Source organism: Mangrovimonas sp. DI 80, assembly GCF_001975575.1.
GTDB lineage: Bacteria > Bacteroidota > Bacteroidia > Flavobacteriales > Flavobacteriaceae > Mangrovimonas_A > Mangrovimonas_A xylaniphaga.
Map to the genome: position 1 here is coordinate 104,105 of NZ_MSDT01000002.1, position 21,269 is coordinate 125,373.

Genomic DNA, 21,269 nt, shown 5'->3' on the forward strand with positions numbered 1-21,269 from the left:
AGCAATGGAAACAACATTACAATCTTTCTTGAAGTCTGACCTATTGGACAAGTATATCCTAGGGACAGCAGATGCTTCGGAGATTTTAGAAGTAGAACATTTTATTTCCAAATACCCAGAAGCCCATGATGAGTACATTAGATTGCAGGACAATTTAGAAATCCTTGCCAAATCCAATGCGGTAGAAGCTCCCCAGTTCATTTTGGATTCCATTCACAAAGCCATCGAAAAAGAGAAAACCAAAAAGGAAACACCTGTTATCAGCTTAACGCAAACTCGTGTAAAGCGCAAAAAAACTTGGTATCGCTATAGTATCGCGGCCAGTATTGTTGCCTTCATTTTTGCCAGTGCTGCCTTTTTGCTGTACCAACAGAACATCCTTTTACAACAGGAAAACCAAGTGGTTGTTGATGAGCTTTTTGATTTGAGAAACGACATTGAAAACAACAACGAAAAACTGGACAATCTCATGAGACAGTTCATGAAACTGAACAATCCAGAAACCGAAAAGTATGTATTGCGAGGCAACGACAGAGCTAAGGACCTTAAAACCGTAGCCTACATCAATGCGGTAGACAAAACTTCGATGATAGATGTGGTATCCTTACCTCAGTTACCTGAAGACCAAACCTATCAAATTTGGGCAGAATTACAAGGTAAAATGGTCAACCTAGGAATTTTGGATGCTTCAGACCGCAAGCTAAAACCTATTCCCTATATGGAAGATGCTTTAGGGCTTAGCATTACCATAGAACCTAAAGAAGGACAAAACAATGCTGCTTCAGCCGAAAATGAAGTTGCAGAAATCTCCTTAAAAAACAATTAGAAATAAGCACATTTGAAAAAAGAAAACCTCGGAAATTCCGAGGTTTTCTTTTTTATTCCATCTCAGGTTTATCGAACAAGGTTTTATGAATTAACCCAGCCACAATCGCTCCTAAAATAGGCGCTACCCAAAACAACCATAGTTGCGAAATATAAGGCCCTGTAGCAAACAACGCCTGACTTGTAGATCTTGCAGGGTTAACAGAAGTGTTTGTAATTGGTATACTGATTAAATGAATTAAGGTTAATGCCAAACCAATAGCTATAGGCGCAAAACCCTTTGGAGCTCGCTCATTGGTACTTCCCAAAATTATCAACAGGAAAAATAAAGTAAGTGTAAACTCGGCCACCAATCCAGATAACATAGAATAACCTCCGGGGGACAACTCTCCGTAGCCATTGGCTGCAAAACCGCCCACATCAGTAAAATTAGGTTGACCAGAAACAATTAGGTACAACACGCCAGCCCCGGCAATACCTCCAATAATTTGGGCCGCTATGTACCCTACCAAATCTTGAGCTGGAAATTTTCCTGCTGCCCATAACCCAAAAGTTACTGCTGGATTAAAATGTCCACCTGAAATGTGCCCAACGGCAAAAGCCATGGTAAGTACCGTTAGTCCAAAAGCAAGGGCCACCCCAGCAAAGCCAATACCCAGTTCAGGAAACGCTGCAGCAAAAATAGCACTGCCGCAACCTCCAAAAACCAACCAAAAGGTTCCAAAAAACTCAGCAAATATTTTTTTCATAAGTTATAACATTAACAGTTAGCGTTTTAAATTTAACATTATTTTTCTTTCCCTGTAATTCACAAACTCAAAATCCTACAACAAACTGTCAACACTTGTTAACATCTGCTTATAGAATTAGTCATTTTACATCAAAAGCTTTACCTTTGCAGAAACCTTTTACGCATGAAATTGTTACTTATCACACTTATCCTTTTAGGATTGGGAATTGCTGGAATCGCCATTAAAATATGGGCTAAAAAGGATGGTAAATTTGCCGGAACTTGCGCAAGTCAAAATCCAATGCTAAATAAAAGTGGGGAAGCTTGTGGTTTTTGTGGAAAGACTCCAGACCAATTTGATAACTGCAACGAACCTCAACACTCCTAATCCTTAATGCTGATATTTGATGTTCTGTTCTACAGTTTTATTGTAGTTATCATTGTTCAAGCGTTTTATTATTTAGGGATTTTTCAAAAGTTTGCTTTTTCTAAAGCCCTCAAAACGGTACCCAAAAATTTTCCGGTATCGGTTATTATTTGTGCCAAAAACGAGGCCGAGAACCTTCGTGAATTTCTTCCATCTATTCTTGAACAGGATTATCCAAATTTTGAAATAGTCCTTACCAATGACAGCTCTAGCGACGACACTTTGGAGGTCATGGAAGAATTTAAATCCTCTTATGATTTCATTAAAATTGTAGACGTTAAAAATGTTGAGGCCTTTTGGGGCAACAAAAAATATGCCCTTACATTAGGAATCAAGGCCGCCAAGAACAAACACCTCCTATTTACAGATGCCGACTGTAAACCTGTATCCAACCAATGGATTTCTGAAATGTGCAGCCATTTTTCCGACACCAAGTGTATTGTCATTGGTTATGGTGCTTACCAAAAAATTAAAGGCTCGATCCTAAACAAACTTATACGGTATGAAACCCTACTAACGGCTACCCAATACCTTTCCTATGCACAAATAGGGATTCCATATATGGCAGTTGGGCGCAACTTAGCCTATAAAAGCGATACGTTTTATGAAGCCAGAGGTTTTATGAGCCATATAGACCTGAACTCTGGTGACGACGATTTGTTTGTAAATGAAATTGCCACATCCAAAAATACGGCTGTGTGCGTAAGCCCCGAGAGCTTTACACTTTCAAAACCCAAAACCACATTTAGCAGTTGGATCTTGCAAAAGCGGCGCCATGTAAGCACAGCTCAACGGTATAAAACCAAACACAAAATAGCATTGGGAATGTTCTATATTTCCCAAGTTCTTTTTTGGGCATTGGCCATCTTATTGCTATCTATCCAATATCAATGGATGATTGTGGCCGGACTGGTTGGATTCCGATTTTTAATGGCTTATACCATATTAGGATTGTCTGCTAAAAAGCTAAATGAAAAAGACCTTTTAGTATTACTTCCCTTCTTGGAACTATTTTTAATTGTGGTACAATTCTTTATATTTATAAAAAATCTAATTGCAAAACCTCATCATTGGAAGTAAAAGAAGCCATTGCAAAAGCCAAACAAAATGACCAAATGGCATTCAATTTTTTGTTGGACACTTTTTGGAACGACGTATACGGCTTTCAATTGAAACGCACCGAAAATGAAAATGATGCAGAAGATATAAGCATCCAAACATTTTCAAAGGCCTTTGACAAAATAGCCACCTATGATGAGAGCTATGTCTTTAAAACATGGTTGATTACCATTTCAAAGAACATCCATATTGATTTGTTGCGCAAACGAAAATCCTCAATTACGAGTACCACAAATCGAGAAGATGACAACGAGTTTTATAATATTATAGACGAATCTCCTTCACCAGAAGACAAACTCATCACAGAACAGAATCTGGCCAAACTTTTAAGAGACATCAAAAAGTTGCAGCCCCATTATCAAGAAATTATCAACCTAAGATATTTTCAGGAGCTGAGTTACAAGGAAATTTCGGAACAACTTCAAGAGCCCATCAACAATGTAAAGGTGAAACTCCTTAGGGCAAAAAAACTATTGGCAGAAATTATCACCAAAAAATAATGTCCTTTGATTTTAAAAAGCTAGGTCCTGGATTACTCTTTGCCGGCGCAGCAATTGGCGTATCACATTTGGTACAATCCACTAGAGCTGGCGCCGATTATGGCTTTGGACTTGTATGGGCTTTACTTTTGGTAAATTTGTTTAAATACCCCTTTTTTCAATTTGGCCCACGTTATGCCATGGCTACGGGAGAAAGCCTTTTAGAAGGTTACAAAAAATTAGGCAAAGGTGTTCTTTTCACATATACTATAGTAACATTGGCTTCGATGTTCACCATTCAAACAGCCGTTACAATAGTTACCGCTGGATTGGCCCACAACCTGTTTGGAAATAGCATTTCTTTAGAAATTTGGACAGTAATTATTCTCTTTATATGTGTCTTGATACTATTAAAAGGAAAATACCGATTTCTAGATAAAATCATGAAAGGAATTGTTGTTACCCTTACCATCAGCACACTTATAGCTGTAGTTTTGGCTTTTAAAGAGCAACCAACGTCTATTTCGTTTTTACAGATACTTCCAAAAGACCATTTGCAAATAGCCTTTTTAATTGCTTTTATGGGATGGATGCCCGCCCCTTTGGATATTTCTATCTGGCATTCCTTATGGACCATTGAAAAAAAGAAAGAAGTTCAAGAATTAACAGTAAAATCCTCCTTGTTCGATTTCAATATTGGATTTATAGGAACAATCATCATTGGATTAGGATTTTTAACATTGGGAGCTTTGGTCATGCACCAAAGCAGTGTGGCATTCAGTGCTAAAGCGAGTGAATTTTCAAACCAATTAATCTCTATGTATTCCAAACACATGGGAGCATGGACCTACCCCATCATTGGTATTGCCGCTTTCACCACCATGTTTAGCACTACCCTCACCACTATGGATGCCTCTCCTCGATCCATGGCCCACAGTCTGCAATTACTGTTTCCTAAAAAACAGTTTAAAGGATATCTTGCATGGATGTCCATTCTGCTTTTAGGAACCATCTTGATTTTCTTTTTCCTAGCTTCGGAAATGGGACTTCTCATCCAAATTGCTACGATTCTTTCGTTTTTAACGGCGCCCTTTTTCGCTATCGCCAATTATGTGCTTATCTGTAGCCAACATACGCCAACAGAATGGCGTCCTTCAATGGCAATGCATATTTGGAGTCTCTTAGGAATAGTTTTTCTTATAGGTTTTAGCGCTTGGTATCTTAGTACGATATAGCAAGGTATTACAATTATACTTTGTATCTTTGCGGTTGCAAATTACAGATTACATGAACACAGAAACTGCTTCAAACACGGTAACAGAAAGACAGCCAAAACCAAAATGGTTACGAGTTAAATTACCTACCGGTAAAAAGTATACGGAACTTAGAGGCTTGGTGGACAAATACAAGTTGAACACCATTTGTACTTCGGGAAGCTGTCCTAATATGGGTGAATGTTGGGGAGAAGGTACTGCAACCTTCATGATTTTAGGAAATATCTGTACCCGTTCCTGTGGATTTTGCGGAGTAAAAACAGGTCGTCCAGAAACTTTGGATTGGGACGAACCAGAAAAAGTGGCACGTTCCATCAAGTTAATGAACATCAAACACGCTGTATTAACCAGTGTAGATCGTGACGATATCAAGGATATGGGAAGTATCATGTGGGCCGAAACTGTAAAAGCTGTTCGCCGTATGAACCCAGAAACTACCTTGGAAACCTTGATTCCAGACTTTCAAGGCATCGAACAACACATTGACCGCATTATAGAAGTTGCTCCAGAAGTTGTATCGCACAATATTGAAACCGTAAGACGATTGACCAGAGAAGTACGTATCCAAGCAAAATACGACCGTAGCTTGGGTGTTTTGAAATATTTAAAAGCTCAGGGACAACGCCGTACTAAATCTGGAATAATGTTAGGTCTTGGAGAAACCAGGGAGGAAGTTATCGAAACTCTACACGACCTAAAAGCAAATGACGTGGATGTTGTAACCATTGGCCAGTATTTACAACCAAGTAAAAAACATCTACCTGTTCAAAGTTTTATCACTCCAGAACAGTTTAAAGAATATGAAACCATTGGTTTGGAATTAGGCTTTAGACATGTTGAAAGTAGCGCCTTGGTAAGATCTTCCTACCACGCGCAAAAACACATCCACTAGTCATGATTAGGGTTGCCATAAATGGGTTTGGCCGAATTGGCCGACGCGTATTTAGACTCATACAAAACCATCCCAACCTTAGTGTAGTTGCCATAAATGATCTAGCAGATGCGCATACCTTAAGTCATTTGCTCAAATACGATAGTATTCATGGTGTTTTGCCAAACGAAGTATTTTGGGATGACCATCATATTATTGTAGACAATCAAAAGATTCCTCTGCTAAATCATAAGCATCCTAAAGATATTGATTGGCGCCCTTATTATGTTGATTTCACCATCGAAGCTAGCGGAAAATTCAAGACTACAGAAGATTTAGAATGGCATATAAAAAATGGTGCTAATCGTGTGATTTTATCGGTACCTCCTTTAGATGATAGTATCAAAACTATTGTCATGGGGGTCAACGACCATTTATTGGATGGTACGGAAAAAATAATTTCCAACGCCTCATGTACCACCAACAATGCAGCGCCAATGCTTGCTGTTGTTAAGGAACTCTGTGGCGTCAAGCAGGCTTATATCACCACGGTTCACTCTTATACAACAGACCAAAGTCTTCACGATCAACCTCATAGGGACTTACGAAGAGCACGTGCCGCAGGGCAATCTATTGTTCCTACAACTACTGGTGCCGCCAAGGCTTTGACCAAAATATTCCCCGACCTTTCCAATGTTATTGGGGGCTGCGGAATAAGAGTGCCCGTAGCCAACGGTTCCTTAACGGATATCACTTTTAACGTGGAAAACACGGTATCTATAGAAGATATAAATCAGGCCTTTAAAAAAGCTTCAGAAACTAAGCTGAAAGGCATTTTGGAATACACCGAGGACCCCATCGTATCCATAGATATTGTAGGAAATACCCACAGTTGCATCTTCGACTCACAGATGACTTCCGTGATAGGAAATATGGTTAAAATTGTAGGGTGGTACGACAATGAAACTGGATATTCTTCAAGAATTTTAGATTTAATTTGCAATTTATCGGACAAATCATGACTTTTATCGAATAAATATTTATATTTGTTACAATAAAAGCGGTCTAAATATGTCCCAAATTAAGTACTTCATCCTTATTTTAGGCTTCAGTTGTTGGCTTCAGCTAGGAGCGCAAAACAACGCTGATGATCGTGATTTATTGCAAATGCGCATTGAAAATCACATCACGTATGCTTCCTTAAACAGTAGCCGTGGCGACTATTACGAGGCAAAGGAAAATCTTACAAATGCTTTAGATATAGCCAAAACTATTGGCAACAAACAAAGTCAAGGAATTATCTATACCAAGATTGCCAAACTGCAATACACCATTGAAGAGTCCAAAGAAGCAATAGTTTCCCTTAATAAAGCTGCAGAGATTCAAAGGGAGATTGAGGATTACGCCAATTTGGCAATAACCTATAATGTTTGGGGAGTTATTTACTACAGCTCCAAGGATTACCAAACGGCTTTAGACTACTTTAATTCTGCCAAAACCAAATTTGAAGAGGAAGACCTAGAGGAATACATCCCAGAAGTATGCCTTAATGAAGCCAAGGTTTACATTCAAATGGAAGACTACAAACAGGCCAAGGCCCAATTGGAAAAGGCTATTGTACTTGCTAAAAAATACAATCAAAACAATATTTTAAGTAGTGCCTTAATCAATAATGGAAAAGTTCTGCAACAACTAGGCAATAGTGATTTGGCCCTTTCTGTTACCAACGACGGATTAAAAATTGCCCAACAGAACAAGCTCATCGAAAGCCTCAACGAAAGTTACCTTACGCTGAGCGATATTTACCAATCTGAACAAAACTACAAGCTTGCCAACGAATTTTTGCTCAAGCACATCAAGTTATCGGATTCTATATTGGATATCAAACGTGAGAACTTGAGCCCGGAAAAACGCACACAATTTATCAGTGAATATAAAGATGCCGAAAACCAACAGTTAAAGGCAGAAATGAAGCAAAAGAATGCCGATAGCAACCTTACCAAAATCACCACTATTTTGAGTATTGCCCTTATTACCATTCTTTCGTTGCTAACACTTTCACTCTACAAAAACAACAATATTAGGCTTAAGACCAACAACATGCTTCATAAGAAAAATGACGAGTTGGTATTGGCCAAAGAGAAGGCTGAGTTGGCGTCCAAAACAAAAGCCAATTTCCTTTCCACGGTAACGCATGAGCTTAGAACACCTTTGTATGCCGTCACCGGATTGACCAATATGCTTTTGGAAGAACAGCCAAAACCAGAACAGATACCTCACTTAAAATCATTGAAATTTTCTGGAGACTATCTTTTAACCTTCATCAATGACATTCTACAGATCAATAAAATTGAAGCCAACAAGGTAGACTTGGACCCTGAAATTTTTGATTTAAAGAAGAAAGTAGGCAATGTAATTTCCGCGCTCAACAATTCTGCCATGGACAATAACATTATCATGCATTTTGAGTACGACAAAGACCTTCCTCGCACCTTTGAAGCCGACCAACTTAAGATTTCCCAAATCTTGATCAACCTAATTGGCAATGCCATTAAGTTTACCAAGGATGGAGATATTTGGGTACGTGTTACCAAAATGAATGAAAAAGATGGTGTTTACGGGGTAAGGTTTGAAGTGGAAGATAATGGTATAGGAATAACCAAAGAAAAGCAGGAGCATATGTTTGAAAGTTTCTCTCAAGGTTCCATTCAAATAAACCGTAAGTACGGAGGAACTGGGCTTGGACTTTCCATTGTGAAAGGGCTTATAGAAATCCTGAAAGGAAAAATCTACCTTAAAAGTGAGCTCGGAAAAGGATCTACCTTCATTTTTGAAGTGCCAATGGCTTATGCTGAAAAGCTTGAGACCATCGCGAAACCAAACTATTCAAATAACATCAATCAATTGGATTTAAGCAATGTTAAAATTTTGGTTGTCGAGGACAACAAAATTAACCAAATGATCACGAAGAAGATTTTGAACAAAATGAACCTTCAGTGCGATGTCGTGGACAATGGTGAAGATGCCGTTGAGAGAGTAAAAGAAGTGAATTACAGTGTTGTTTTAATGGATATACACATGCCTGGAATTAGCGGATTGGAAGCTACCAAAATCATTAGAACTTTCGACAAAGAGCTTACCATATTTGCCCTTACTGCGGTAACCTTGGAAGACAAAATGCATGAGTTTGATGAAGCTGGCTTCAACGATATTATCTCAAAACCGTTTAAACAGGAAGATTTTGAGAAGAAGCTATTCAACGCTTTAAGCAACCAGAATCAGGCTTCTACCATTTAATTTTAAAATTGGGTAACGAAGGTGTTCACTTTTGAATTGAACAATTCCGGTTTATCCAACTGTACTTCTATGGGCAAATAGAACAGGTTATCTTGATTTTTGAAATGTGGAGATAGGCGCATATAATCCTTTTCCGTAGTAATGATCAGCTCTTCGTTTTTCAACATATCAATCTCACTTTCTGAAAAATCGTGGTGATCCTTAAAGTTTAAGTGTTTGAACCCTAATTGAAAGGAATCCAAATACTCCAATAAAGGCTTTGGATTGGCTATACCTGTCACCAAGCTAAACGGTTTACCTTTTAACAAATCAAGAGACATTTCTCCTTTTTGACCTTTAAGTACACTCGAATAATCAATGGAACTAAAAAACACCTCCTGGTCTTCCTTTGGATTCAATTGCTTGATAATTTCTGTTTTTTCAACTTCATCCAAATTGTTTGGGCATTTGGTTACTACAATCACATCGGCCCGTTTGGCACCAGATCTAGGCTCTCTTAAATCGCCTGTTGGCAATAATATATCGTTGGCATATAACTTGGAATACGAAGTCAACAACACATAAAATCCCGCCTTAACTTTTCGGTGCTGAAAAGCATCGTCCAATAAGATAATTTCAGGAGCACTTTTCAATTTGAGTAATTCAGCAATACCATGTCGTCTATCCTCATCGACACACACCAAAAGATCTTCAAACTTAGAATGAAACTGGAAAGGTTCATCACCGATATCTTCCACTTCCGTTTCGTCATTGGCCAAAAGAAACCCTTTGGTTTGCCTTTTATACCCCCTACTCAAAGTTGCCAAAGATCGATCTTCCCCTAACAACCTCACCAAATATTCAATCATTGGGGTTTTTCCTGTTCCCCCCACACTCAAATTACCAACTGCGATTACAGGGAAATTATATTCCGTTGAATTAAAAACACCAACATCATATAATTTGTTTCGCAACCAAGTGACCACATAATAAACAGGAACAAAAGGCAATAAAAGCTTCCGAAGTAAGTGCATAAATGACTATTTAAAACAGCATTGAATTGGTTTGGCAATATAGTCAATATTTAAATCATGCTTCTTTCCAATTTCTAACCTTCAGAAAACTGTTGAGGGTATCACTTTATTTTTATCTTTGAAACAAACAATACTTTTATGCTTATAAAAGATGCCATTGCGCATTTGGAAGATTTGGCCCCAACGGCCTATGCAGAAGATTTTGACAATGTAGGCCTTTTGGTTGGAGACAAAAACACTCCCCTAAAAGGTATTTTGGTAACTTTAGACACCTTGGAAGCCGTTGTAGACGAAGCCATTGAACACAACTGCAATCTTATTGTGAGCTTCCACCCCATCATTTTTAAAGGCTTAAAAAAATTAAACGGTAACAGCTATGTAGAACGAGTGGTGATTAAAGCCATTCAACATAACATTGCCATTTATGCCATTCATACAGCTTTGGACAATGCCTTACAAGGCGTAAACGATATTATCTGCAACCAATTAGAATTACAATCCAAAGAAATATTAATCCCGCAAAGAAGCACCATAAAGAAACTGACCACTTATGTCCCTACAGAATCCGCTGTTCAGTTAAGGGAGGCTTTATTTGCAGCTGGAGCTGGTAGCATAGGTAATTACGATCATTGTAGTTTTAATACGGAAGGAACCGGCACCTTTAGGGGAAATGCCTCCTCCAACCCGACAAAAGGAGAAAAGGAAGTATTGCATTATGAACCTGAAACCCAAGTTTCTGTCACCTTTCAAAAACATCATGAATCCAATATTCTAAAGGCTCTTTTTTCTACCCATCCCTATGAAGAAGTAGCTTATGAAGTACAAACTTTGGACAACGTCAACCAAACGATAGGCATTGGTATGATTGGGGAATTGGAAGAAGCCATGGAACCTGTTCACTTCTTAAATTACGTAAAGGAAAAAATGAACGTATCGGTAATTAGGCATACCGAACTCACTCAAAAAACCATCCAAAAAGTGGCGGTTTTGGGAGGCTCCGGAAGCTTCGCCATTGGTGCCGCAAAAGCAGCCAAAGCTGACATTCTAATTACTTCAGACTTAAAATATCATGACTTCTTTTCGGCCGAAAACCAAATTATTTTAGCAGATATAGGTCATTACGAGAGCGAACAACACACAAAAACATTTTTAGCGGACTATCTATCAAAAAAAATTACTAATTTTGCAGTCGTTTTATCGATGACAAATACCAATCCAGTAAAGTATTTATAATTATGGCAAAAAAAGCTGAAGCTTCTGTTGAAGAACGATTAAGAGCGTTATACGATTTACAATTAATCGATTCCAGAGTAGACGAAATCAGAAACTTAAGAGGCGAGCTTCCTTTAGAGGTAAGAGACCTTGAAGATGAAGTAGAAGGATTAAATACAAGACTTGAAAAATTAGGTTCAAATCTTGAAATGATTGATGAGGAAATCAAAGGGAAGAAAAATTTAATTGAAGAAGCCAAAGCTTTGATTAAAAAATACAGTGAGCAACAAAAAAATGTTAGAAATAACAGAGAATATAACTCACTAACTAAAGAAATAGAGTTTCAGGAATTGGAAATTCAATTGGCCGAAAAGCACATTAAGGAGTTCAAGGCGCAAATTGAGCAGAAAAAAGAAATCATTGCTGAAACCAAAGATCGTCTTAAAGACCGTCAAACTCACCTTAAGCACAAGCGCAGTGAGTTGGACGCTATTTTAGCCGAAACTGAAAAAGAAGAACAGGCTTTGCTTCAAAAATCTGAAGAATACCAAGAGCAGATTGACTCTAGATTGGTAAAAGCTTACCAAAGAATCCGTAGCAATGTAAAGAACGGATTGGCCGTTGTGCCAATTGAAAGAGGAGCTTCAGGAGGTTCTTTCTTTACAATTCCACCGCAAATACAGGTTGAAATTGCTTCTCGTAAAAAAGTAATTACAGACGAGCACAGTGGACGTATTTTGGTAGATGCACAGTTAGCCGATGAACAAAGAGAGAAAATGGAAAAATTATTCTCTAAACTTTAGACCATCATAAAACTTCATATAAAAATCCCTAGCCTATCGGTTAGGGATTTTTTTTGTGACCACTTTCTTATAGTTTTCAATAAGGTTTTCCAAAATCGCACGACTATTAAAAGAAAAACGCTATGAAACCTATCAGCACCTTTATCATTGCCCTCTTGTTTTTTAGTTGTAACAACCATGCGCAGGTAAACCCGAAACAACAAGCCTTAATGAATGTAGAACCTGTTGAAGTCCCAATGGAAAACGGTTTGGCCCGCGCCTATTTTGCCAGCGGATGCTTTTGGTGTGCCGAAGCCATTTACGAAAGTGTTAAAGGTGTAGAAGAAGCCATTTCTGGGTACTCCGGAGGCCATTCAGAAAATCCTACGTATGAAGACAGCAACACAGGACGCACAGGACATGCGGAAGCCATTGAAGTCATTTACGATCCTAAAGTGGTGGATTTTGCCACCTTGGTGGATGTCTACTTTAACTCGCAAGATCCCACTCAATTTAACGGACAAGGTCCTGACAAAGGCAGCCAATACCGCTCCATTATTTTTTACCAAAATGAAGAACAGAAACAAATAGCCATTGAAAAAAAAGCTGCTTGGGCTAAAAAGCTAAACACTGAAATCGCTGCTGAAATCATGCCATTCCAAAAATTTTGGGAAGCCGAAGCCTATCATCAAGATTTTGAAAAACGCAATCCGAATCACCCTTACATCAAAAATATCTCCCAACGCCGTTTGGAAAATTTCAAGCGTAGCTGCCCTATGCTCATCAAAAATGATGATGAATAAACATCAAACTCATACATAAAAAAAGCCCACTTTTATAGTGGGCTTTAAGCTGCAACAACAGTATACTATTAAACAATTATCGCCTGGATTGAACTAATTTACCAGTAACACGCTCTCCATTCACCGTTAGCACATAAATGAGCGTATTGTTTTGCAAGGCCGGTAAATTGACATTATATGAGTTTTCACCTTGCTTCAAGTCTCCTTCAAAAACCATTTTAACACGTTGCCCCAATAGGTTCATCAATTCCAAACTTCCCTTAGAATCTTCGGAAGCCACTACCTTAAAGTTCACTTGATCGTTAAAAGGATTTGGATATGCTTTAATAATTGTTTTGGAAGGAAGTTGCTTTATGGAAGTGTCCTCAGGAACAGTAGTGCTTGCCATTCTTGCTTCAGCACTCGGACAATCAGAATCACTACACGACACACTTGAAGACACACATCCTGATGATTTGTCCCTCACTAAAATCCCAGAAACAGACCCTGCCTCCAAATCAATAAAATCTGGACTATCCTGGTAATTGGCTCCCCCATCAATACTATATTCATAATCTCCTACTAGCGGACTTAAAAAAGAAATACTTCCCGCATCAGGACCACACAAAGAAGGTTCAACCACACAAATTGTTGGTGCAGAAGGAGTATCCGTATCTACTGTTACGGTCACAGTATCCCTATCAAAACAACCTGTTGTGGAATTGGTTTTGGTCACCGTATAAATAGTTGTACTTATTGGATTAGCCGTTGGATTACCTATGTTAGAAGCACTTAACCCTGTTGCGGGAGACCAAGAATAGGTAAATCCTGTTTCACTAGCCTCTCCTATTACAGCTCCACTAGCATTGGAGATACAGGTCTTGATAAATGAATTTCCCGCTTCAGCTGTGACTGTAGCATTATTCACTGTTACCTCTACAGTGTCTGTATCTAAACACCCCGTAGCATCATTTGTTTTAGTCACCGTATAAGTTGTTGTACTTGTTGGGTTGGCTGTTGGATTACTAATATTAGAAGCACTTAATCCTGTAGTAGGCGACCAAGAATAGGTAAACCCTGTAACTGATGCCTCTCCTATTCCTGAACCTCCTACATTGTCTTCACAAGTAATGGTAAAATCACTTCCCGCATTGGCCGTAACAATGGCATTATCCACAGTTACGGTCACAGTATCCGTATCAAAACAACCTGTTGTGGAATTGGTTTTGGTCACCGTGTAAATAGTTGTACTTGTTGGATTAGCTGTTGGATTACTTATGTCAGAAGCGCTTAAGCCCGTTATAGGTAACCAAGAATATGTAAACCCTGCTTCACCAGCCTCACCTATTTGTGCCCCATTATCATTGGAAGTACAAGTCTTGGTAAAAGAATTCCCCGCTTCAGCTACAACATCAGCGTTATTTACAGTAACCTCCACGGTATCTGTATCAAAACAGCCAGTTGCAGTATTGGTTTTTGTAACAGTATAGGTCGTAGTTGTCGTTGGATTAGCAGTTGGATTACTAATATTAGCGACACTTAAACCTGTTGCAGGAGACCAGGAATAAGAAAATCCCGTAGTTGTATCTTCCCCTATTTGAGCTCCATCCGGATTAGAGACACAGGTTTTAGTGAAATCTGCTCCCGCATTGGCTGTTACAACAGCATTATCCACTGTTATAATCACCGTATCTGTATCTGTGCAGCCATTAGACGTATTTGTTTTTGTTACAGTATAAGTAGTTGTCACCAAAGGGACAACTACTGGATTTGCAATTGTCGAATCAAAAATCAAGTCCTCTGGTGATGATTGCCAAGAATAAGTATATCCTGTTTCTCCACTTTCCCCTATCGTACCACCACTTACGTTTTGAACACAGGTAATTTTGAAAGGAGAACCTGCCTCTGCCACTGGTGGAATTACTGGGTTAATAGTCCTCATAAAAGTATTGGTGCACCCTCTAGAATCCGTAATTAAAACGGTATAAGTACTTGCTGCCAATGCAGAATAGGTCGTCGATCCTCCTACTTGCAACTGAACACCTGTACCTCCATTCAATTGTACGGAATATGGTGGAATCCCACCAAAAGGAGACACCTGAATAGAACCTCCTGTTGTACAATCTGCGTCTACAACACTTAAAATCCCATTTACACCTGTTTCCACCTTTATTGCATCTAAGGTTCCACATTTAGGATTAATTCCTCCTGGATCATTGGCTAAAGATTCACAGGTAGCGTTGGGACTAGCCGAAGTCCAAGCCAAGTACAAATCAGTAATTTCTAAAGAGGTATCACAAGTCACTTCAATTTCCGTTGAAGACACTAGAGTTGTTGTTGAATTTGGCGGAACAGGTCCCACACACGCGAAAATAGGCTCCGGCTCTCCTATTTCGACTCCATCTGAATCATATCTATGCAAATATCCCCAAAACGCAAATGAGGTCCTAGTCGACCCTGTTTTATTGTAAATAGACAACTCCAATAACCTTGTTCCACTACAGTTACAGGGGTCCTCATCTGGTGGGGGTAAAGCAGCCCCTACCAATTCCAAATCCTTGGAGGTACAAGAAATATCTGCTGGAGGAAAAACAATATCCTGAGCAATTGTAATGGAAGAAACCATCAAAAAGAATAACAACATAATCGTCTTAAACGATAGACTGCTCAAAATTTGTAGATGGTGGAGCTCAACAAAAATGCCAGTAGCGGATTGGTCGGAAGTAGTACTTCCGTTGGTAATTTGTATTTTCATTGGTCTTAGAATTAAATTGGTTATTAAATAATGCTTAGGTAAATCCTTGATAGATCAAGAGGTTCTAAAACCAAACACAAGAAAATATAAGTCAACAGCCATTGGGAGCTTTGCCTATAACATAAATACCTCTAAATAGTGTTTAATTGATAGCAAAAATTCTACACAATCACGGAAGATGTTGGTGCCTGTTTGCTATTAATAAATTTAATCTTGGAGAGAATTGCGAATTAATTTCAATTCGACTTTCATGTACATCTAAACTAATTTTAAAAAATACGTTGACAAAATAAAAACGTTGGACGACTAAAATTAACTTTAATTTACTGATTTTAAGAAGAATACAACTACATGAATTAAAATCGAACAGCTTCTTTTTCAGATAATTGACGTTAACACCATCCAAAGACAAAGCTTCACCCGTATATATTATAAATATCCCGCAGTTTGCGTCTATATATATTGAAAGCGCTTCTACCAATGGTCGAAGCGCTTTTTCTTTAAATATTTCTTTAAGAACTATCCCTCAAAATCAATCTTCCTGTGGGTGCCGTCACAATAGGGTTTGTTAGCAGAACCGCCACAACGGCAAAAAGCAGTCGTTTTATCTTTGGTCTCAGTCCGGCCATCCGTATGGTTCACATTTAAGGTACCGTGTACCAATAACGGTCCATTTTCCATAATCTCCACTTTAGTTTCCATCGCTTTAGTATTATCTTGTTTTGCACCGTTCATATAAAAACTCAATGCGCCAGAAGGGCATTGTTTTACTTGGTTAACCAAGGCCGATGTACTCGCAGCTTGAATCTTAATCCATGGTTTATCCTGAGGTTGGAAAACATCAGGCAAGCCTTTGACACAAATTCCCGAATGAATGCATTTTCTAGGTTCCCAAACAATGGTGACTTCTCTATTGCTATATTCTTTTGTAACATCCATGGCCGCGGTTTTTACTAAAGATACAAATTCCCTGTTGAAATCTCTCCCAATTTACACTTCATTCCTAGATTTATAATTCCTATTTTTGTGAACAACCCAAAAAAAATTACAATTGTCTACATATAAATCAGGTTTGAATTTTGCCAAAGAACTAGACCAAAATGACGACCTCGCACAATACAGAACCAAGTTTCACATCCCAAAAGATTCACAAGGAAACGAGCTAATTTACCTTTGCGGAAATTCACTAGGGCTACAACCCAAAACCACCAAATCTTACATAGATCAAGAATTGGAAGATTGGGCCAATCTAGGTGTTGAAGGCCATACCGATGCCAAAAACCCATGGATGCCCTACCATGAATTCCTAACGGAAAACATGGCTAAAGTTGTTGGCGCCAAACCTATCGAGGTGGTGACCATGAACACCCTTACTGCCAACTTACATTTCATGATGGTGTCCTTTTACAAACCTACTGCAAAACGTTATAAAATTGTCATCGAATCTGATGCGTTTCCTAGTGACAAGTATGCTGTAGAGTCGCAATTGCGCCACCATGGTTATGACGATAAGGAAGGATTGATTTTATGGACTCCACGGGAAGGAGAAGAGCTCCTTCGTTATGAAGATTTACAGTCTATTTTAAACGCCCATGGCGATGAGATTGCCCTGATCATGATTGGAGGCGTCAATTACTATACAGGACAATATTTCGATTTAAAACGTATCACGCAAATGGGGCATCAACATGGTTGTATGGTTGGTTTCGACTGTGCCCATGGAGCCGGAAATGTGCAACTCAACCTTCACGATTCGGGAGCCGATTTTGCCGTTTGGTGTACCTATAAGTACCTTAACTCAGGACCAGGAAGTTTGGCAGGCGCATTTGTGCACGAACGCCATGCCCATGACAAAACCCTCAACCGTTTTACGGGCTGGTGGAGTCATAATAAACAGACCCGTTTTAACATGCGTCATGAGTTTGACGTCTTACCGGGAGCAGAAGGTTGGCAATTGTCAAACCCTCCTATTCTTTCCTTGGCGGCTATCAAAGCTTCCTTGGATATCTTTGGAGAAGTAGGCATCGAAAAACTCACTAAAAAATCGAAAGAACTAACTGGCTATTTTGAATTTTTGTTGAAAGAACTTGGCGAGGACACTATTAGAATCATCACTCCCGAAAATCCAGACGAGCGTGGCTGCCAATTGTCTATTCAAGTAAAAAATGCCGATAAAAATCTACATAAAAAATTAACCGAAGCTGGTGTGATTAGTGACTGGAGAGAGCCCGACGTGATTCGTTGCGCTCCCGTGCCGCTTTACAATTCTTTTCAAGATGTGTACCACATGGTAGACAAGTTAAAAGCTATTTTAAATTAAACACACCGTCTGACGTTTGACAACTAAAAATGAATAACACACAACAAAATATATTGATTATTGGCGCTGGACTTTGCGGAAGTCTTTTGGCCCTTCGTCTTGGACAAAGAGGTTATAAGGTAACCGTTTATGAAATGCGCCCAGATTTGCGAAAAGTAGATATTAGTGCTGGCCGCTCCATTAACCTAGCCTTTTCAGACCGTGGTATCAAGGCCATGAACATGGTAGGCATTCAAGACCAAATTGAGCCATTGTGTATTCCTATGAACGGAAGAATGCTCCACGACTTGGAAGGCAACACGTCTTTTTCTCCCTATAGTGGAAGACATGAGTATATCAATTCCATATCAAGAGGAGGCCTCAATGCGCTGTTATTGGACGAAGCCGAAAAGCATGAAAACGTCACCATTCATTTCAATAAAAAATGCAAGTCGGTTGACTTTGAAAATACCACTGCACTTTTTAAAGACTACGATACCAATACCGAATTTGAAGCAAATGCCGATGTCATCTTCGCTACGGATGGTGCCGGTTCCGCTATGAGAAAAAGCTATTATTTGGGCAAAAAGTTCCTATTTAGCTTTTCACAGAATTATCTAACACATGGCTACAAGGAATTAAGTATTCCTCCAACCGAAGACGGTGGTTTTAGAACCTACAAAAACGCCCTCCATATTTGGGGGCGCGATGCCTTTATGCTCATCGCCCTTCCAAATTTAGACGGCAGTTTTACGGTAACCCTGTTTTTAAGTTTTGATGAAGGCGAATACAATTTCAATAATTTAACCACTAAAGAGCGTGTTGAAGAGTTCTTCTCTACTTACTTTAAGGATGCTTTGGAATTGATGCCAAATCTAGCCGAAGAGTTTTTTGAAAACCCAACAGCACCACTTGGAACCGTAAAATGTTCGCCTTGGCACTATAAGGGCAATACTCTATTGATGGGAGATGCCGCACACGCCATTGTACCGTTTTATGGACAGGGCATGAATGCTTCTTTTGAAGATGTCACCGAATTGGATAAGGTTTTGGAAGAAGGCCACACCGATTGGGAAACCATCTTTAAACTCTACGAAGCCAATAGAAAAAAGGATACCGATGCCATAGCCGATTTGGCCATCGACAATTTCTTTGAAATGAAAGGCCACGTGAACAAAGCCAATTTCAGGGAAAAACGCCAATTGGAAATGGCTCTTGAAAAAACCTTCCCAACTGAATATTCCTCTAAATATTCCTTAGTAACCTTCAATGAAGAACTTGGCTATCAAGAAGCCATGTTACGTGGAAGAGCCCAAGACAAGGCCATCTTAAACATGTTGGCCGATGGCATTATTTCCAATGTTGAAGACATGACCGAAGCAGAACTTAAAGATACTTTAGAAAACATAAAAACCGCTACCGAGAACATTTTGGAAGATGACAGAATAGCGGGAATGAAACAATAAGCATGAGCGAAGAAAAGAAAGTGACCCCTAGAGGCGCCTACCCACACGTAAAGGTAGTTGGCGATTTTATTTTTGTTTCCGGAACCAGTTCCAGAAGACCAGACAACTCCATTGCTGGTGTAGAATTGGTAGATGAAATGAACACCAAAATTTTCAATATTGAAGTACAAACCCAAGAGGTTTTAAAGAATATCGACAAGACCTTACAAACCGTTGGTGCCAGTTTAAAAGATGTTGTAGACGTTACTACGTTTTTGGTAAACATGAATGACTTTGCAGGCTACAACAAAGCCTATGGCGAGTTTTTCGACAAGGGCACTGGCCCTACAAGAACCACTGTGGCCGTGCACCAATTGCCACATCCGGATTTGTTAATTGAAATAAAAGTAACGGCTTATAAAAAGGCCTCAGAATAAAGGTATACAACCAAGAATCATTTAGAACCTTTCCGCATGGTTCTTCTATCTGTTAATGAAATGAATATTCAAAATTATATCAACGGTGAATTCCTCTCACCTTCCTCGGAAAGTTGGTTAGACAATTACTGCCCAGCCAATGGTGAAGTCTATGGCCAAATTCCGAACTCTTCCAAAGAAGATGTAGAAAACGCGTACATCGCAGCCAAATCGGCTTTCCCTACTTGGTCGCAAACCACTTTGGAAGAACGCAGCAGAATTCTCCTAAAAATTTCAGAACTGATAGAAGCCAATTTGGAGGACCTTGCCAAGGCTGAAAGTATCGACAATGGAAAACCTCTAAGCCTGGCCAGATCCATTGACATCCCAAGAGCGGCCAGCAATTTCCGTTTCTTCGGAAATGCCATTACGCAATTCGCTAGCGAAAGTCACGAAAGCGTAGGCCAACAAGCTGTGAACTATACACTGCGCCAACCTATTGGCGTGGTAGGCTGTATTTCTCCTTGGAATCTGCCATTATATTTATTCACATGGAAAATCGCCCCTGCCATTGCTGCAGGTAACTGCGTAGTTGCCAAACCCAGTGAGATCACGCCTATGACGGCTTACCTTTTGGGAGCTATTTGTAACCAAGCAGGCTTACCAAAAGGTGTTTTGAATATTGTCCACGGATTGGGAACCTCAACTGGACAAGCCATTATAGAGCATCCAGATATCAAAGCCATTTCCTTTACTGGAGGCACCGCTACTGGAGCACATATCGCCAAGGTTGCGGCGCCAATGTTTAAAAAATTGTCATTGGAATTAGGTGGCAAAAATCCAAACATCATTTTTGCGGATTGCGATTATGAAGATATGCTAAAAACAACGGTTCGATCTTCATTTGCCAACCAAGGACAAATCTGTTTATGCGGTAGCCGAGTTTTTGTGGAACGTCCTATTTACGAAAAGTTCAAAACCGATTTTGTTACGAAAGTAAAGGCCCTTAAAATTGGCCATCCATCTGAAGCATCAACCAATATTGGGGCTTTGGTATCCAAGCCGCATATGGAGAAAGTTATGGGCTATATTGACATTGCCAAAGAAGAAGGAGGCACGATTCTTTGTGGAGGTAATCGTGTAATTGTTGAAAGTTTTGAAAATGGTTATTATTTGGAGCCGACGGTTATAGAGGTCCCTACTGACGAATGTCGTGTAAACCAAGAAGAAATTTTTGGCCCAGTAGTGACCATCATGCCTTTTGACACGGAAGATGAAGTACTACAGATGGCCAATAAAGTCACCTACGGCTTATCCTCTACCCTATGGACCAACGATTTAAAACGTACCATGCGAATGAGTCAACAACTTCAGGCTGGAATTGTTTGGGTGAACACGTGGCTGATGAGAGATTTGCGCACGCCTTTTGGTGGTGTAAAAGCTTCTGGAGTTGGTAGAGAAGGTGGTTTTGAAGCTTTGCGTTTCTTTACCGAAGCTAAGAATGTATGTATTTCCTACTAATCCAATACCTGGGGTTCGTTTT

At 39.4% G+C, this 21,269-nt stretch carries 19 protein-coding genes; 15 read left to right on the forward strand and 4 right to left on the reverse strand.

Annotation, left to right across the window (positions count from 1 at the left end):
* Positions 1–4 precede the first annotated feature (4 nt).
* On the forward strand, positions 5–826 hold the full coding sequence (locus BKM32_RS01105) for an anti-sigma factor domain-containing protein (protein ID WP_076663011.1): 822 nt from the start codon (positions 5–7) through the stop codon (positions 824–826).
* Between the two features lie 52 nt (positions 827–878).
* Here the strand turns inward: BKM32_RS01105 and aqpZ are convergent, their stop codons facing one another.
* Complete coding sequence (gene aqpZ, locus BKM32_RS01110) at positions 879–1,574, reverse strand: aquaporin Z (protein ID WP_076662190.1); 696 nt, start codon at positions 1,572–1,574, stop codon at positions 879–881.
* 165 nt (positions 1,575–1,739) lie between these two features.
* On the opposite strand from aqpZ, the gene BKM32_RS01115 reads away from it, so the two are divergent.
* Genes BKM32_RS01115 through BKM32_RS01145 form a run of 7 tightly spaced genes read left to right on the forward strand, consistent with a single transcriptional unit; the run spans position 1,740 to position 9,022 of the window.
* Complete coding sequence (locus BKM32_RS01115; protein ID WP_053975984.1) at positions 1,740–1,943, forward strand: membrane or secreted protein; 204 nt, start codon at positions 1,740–1,742, stop codon at positions 1,941–1,943.
* Between the two features lie 6 nt (positions 1,944–1,949).
* On the forward strand, positions 1,950–3,062 hold the full coding sequence (locus tag BKM32_RS01120; protein ID WP_076662191.1) for a glycosyltransferase: 1,113 nt from the start codon (positions 1,950–1,952) through the stop codon (positions 3,060–3,062).
* Positions 3,053–3,601: an RNA polymerase sigma factor gene (locus BKM32_RS01125; RefSeq protein WP_083702057.1), complete on the forward strand. Its 549-nt coding sequence runs from the start codon at positions 3,053–3,055 to the stop codon at positions 3,599–3,601. The genes BKM32_RS01120 and BKM32_RS01125 overlap by 10 nt, the downstream gene beginning before the upstream one ends.
* Positions 3,601–4,815: an Nramp family divalent metal transporter gene (locus BKM32_RS01130; protein ID WP_076662193.1), complete on the forward strand. Its 1,215-nt coding sequence runs from the start codon at positions 3,601–3,603 to the stop codon at positions 4,813–4,815. Before BKM32_RS01125 ends, BKM32_RS01130 begins: the two co-directional genes overlap by 1 nt.
* A gap of 52 nt (positions 4,816–4,867) precedes the next feature.
* Positions 4,868–5,746 carry a lipoyl synthase gene (lipA, locus tag BKM32_RS01135; RefSeq protein WP_053975988.1) on the forward strand — a complete coding sequence of 293 codons (879 nt, stop codon included), beginning with the start codon at positions 4,868–4,870 and terminating at the stop codon, positions 5,744–5,746.
* Between the two features lie 2 nt (positions 5,747–5,748).
* Positions 5,749–6,747 carry a type I glyceraldehyde-3-phosphate dehydrogenase gene (gene gap / locus BKM32_RS01140; protein WP_076662194.1) on the forward strand — a complete coding sequence of 333 codons (999 nt, stop codon included), beginning with the start codon at positions 5,749–5,751 and terminating at the stop codon, positions 6,745–6,747.
* 49 nt (positions 6,748–6,796) lie between these two features.
* On the forward strand, positions 6,797–9,022 hold the full coding sequence (locus BKM32_RS01145) for an ATP-binding protein (protein ID WP_076662195.1): 2,226 nt from the start codon (positions 6,797–6,799) through the stop codon (positions 9,020–9,022).
* 2 nt (positions 9,023–9,024) lie between these two features.
* Here the strand turns inward: BKM32_RS01145 and lpxK are convergent, their stop codons facing one another.
* Positions 9,025–10,035 (reverse strand): tetraacyldisaccharide 4'-kinase, encoded by a 1,011-nt coding sequence (gene lpxK / locus BKM32_RS01150; RefSeq protein WP_076662196.1) that lies wholly within the window; start codon positions 10,033–10,035, stop codon positions 9,025–9,027.
* Between the two features lie 138 nt (positions 10,036–10,173).
* Between lpxK and BKM32_RS01155 the strand changes: the two genes are divergently transcribed.
* The 3 genes from BKM32_RS01155 (at position 10,174) to msrA (ending at position 12,832) form a co-directional block, all read left to right on the forward strand.
* Positions 10,174–11,268 carry a Nif3-like dinuclear metal center hexameric protein gene (locus BKM32_RS01155; protein WP_076662197.1) on the forward strand — a complete coding sequence of 365 codons (1,095 nt, stop codon included), beginning with the start codon at positions 10,174–10,176 and terminating at the stop codon, positions 11,266–11,268.
* Between the two features lie 2 nt (positions 11,269–11,270).
* Positions 11,271–12,050 (forward strand): zinc ribbon domain-containing protein, encoded by a 780-nt coding sequence (locus BKM32_RS01160; RefSeq protein WP_053975993.1) that lies wholly within the window; start codon positions 11,271–11,273, stop codon positions 12,048–12,050.
* A 122-nt stretch (positions 12,051–12,172) separates the two neighbouring features.
* The gene (gene msrA, locus BKM32_RS01165; RefSeq protein ID WP_076662198.1) at positions 12,173–12,832 is read left to right on the forward strand and encodes a peptide-methionine (S)-S-oxide reductase MsrA; all 660 of its coding nucleotides are present in this window, start codon (positions 12,173–12,175) and stop codon (positions 12,830–12,832) included.
* A 76-nt stretch (positions 12,833–12,908) separates the two neighbouring features.
* On the opposite strand, the gene BKM32_RS01170 is transcribed toward msrA, so the two are convergent.
* Entirely contained in the window at positions 12,909–15,566 is a 2,658-nt protein-coding gene (locus BKM32_RS01170) for a T9SS type A sorting domain-containing protein (protein WP_083702058.1), read from the reverse strand.
* Positions 15,567–16,085: 519 nt separating this feature from the next.
* Positions 16,086–16,505 (reverse strand): (4Fe-4S)-binding protein, encoded by a 420-nt coding sequence (locus BKM32_RS01175; protein WP_076662200.1) that lies wholly within the window; start codon positions 16,503–16,505, stop codon positions 16,086–16,088.
* Between the two features lie 112 nt (positions 16,506–16,617).
* Here BKM32_RS01175 and kynU point away from each other — a divergent pair, with 112 nt between their 5' ends.
* From kynU to BKM32_RS01195, 4 genes are read left to right on the forward strand one after another with little or no spacing between them, the layout of a single operon-like run.
* A complete protein-coding gene (gene kynU / locus BKM32_RS01180) occupies positions 16,618–17,886 on the forward strand; it encodes a kynureninase (protein WP_076662201.1) in 1,269 nt (422 codons plus the stop codon).
* 29 nt (positions 17,887–17,915) lie between these two features.
* Positions 17,916–19,331 carry an NAD(P)/FAD-dependent oxidoreductase gene (locus tag BKM32_RS01185; protein WP_076662202.1) on the forward strand — a complete coding sequence of 472 codons (1,416 nt, stop codon included), beginning with the start codon at positions 17,916–17,918 and terminating at the stop codon, positions 19,329–19,331.
* A gap of 2 nt (positions 19,332–19,333) precedes the next feature.
* Positions 19,334–19,747: a RidA family protein gene (locus BKM32_RS01190; RefSeq protein ID WP_053990184.1), complete on the forward strand. Its 414-nt coding sequence runs from the start codon at positions 19,334–19,336 to the stop codon at positions 19,745–19,747.
* 60 nt (positions 19,748–19,807) lie between these two features.
* Entirely contained in the window at positions 19,808–21,247 is a 1,440-nt protein-coding gene (locus BKM32_RS01195) for an aldehyde dehydrogenase (protein WP_076663012.1), read from the forward strand.
* Positions 21,248–21,269 lie beyond the last annotated feature (22 nt).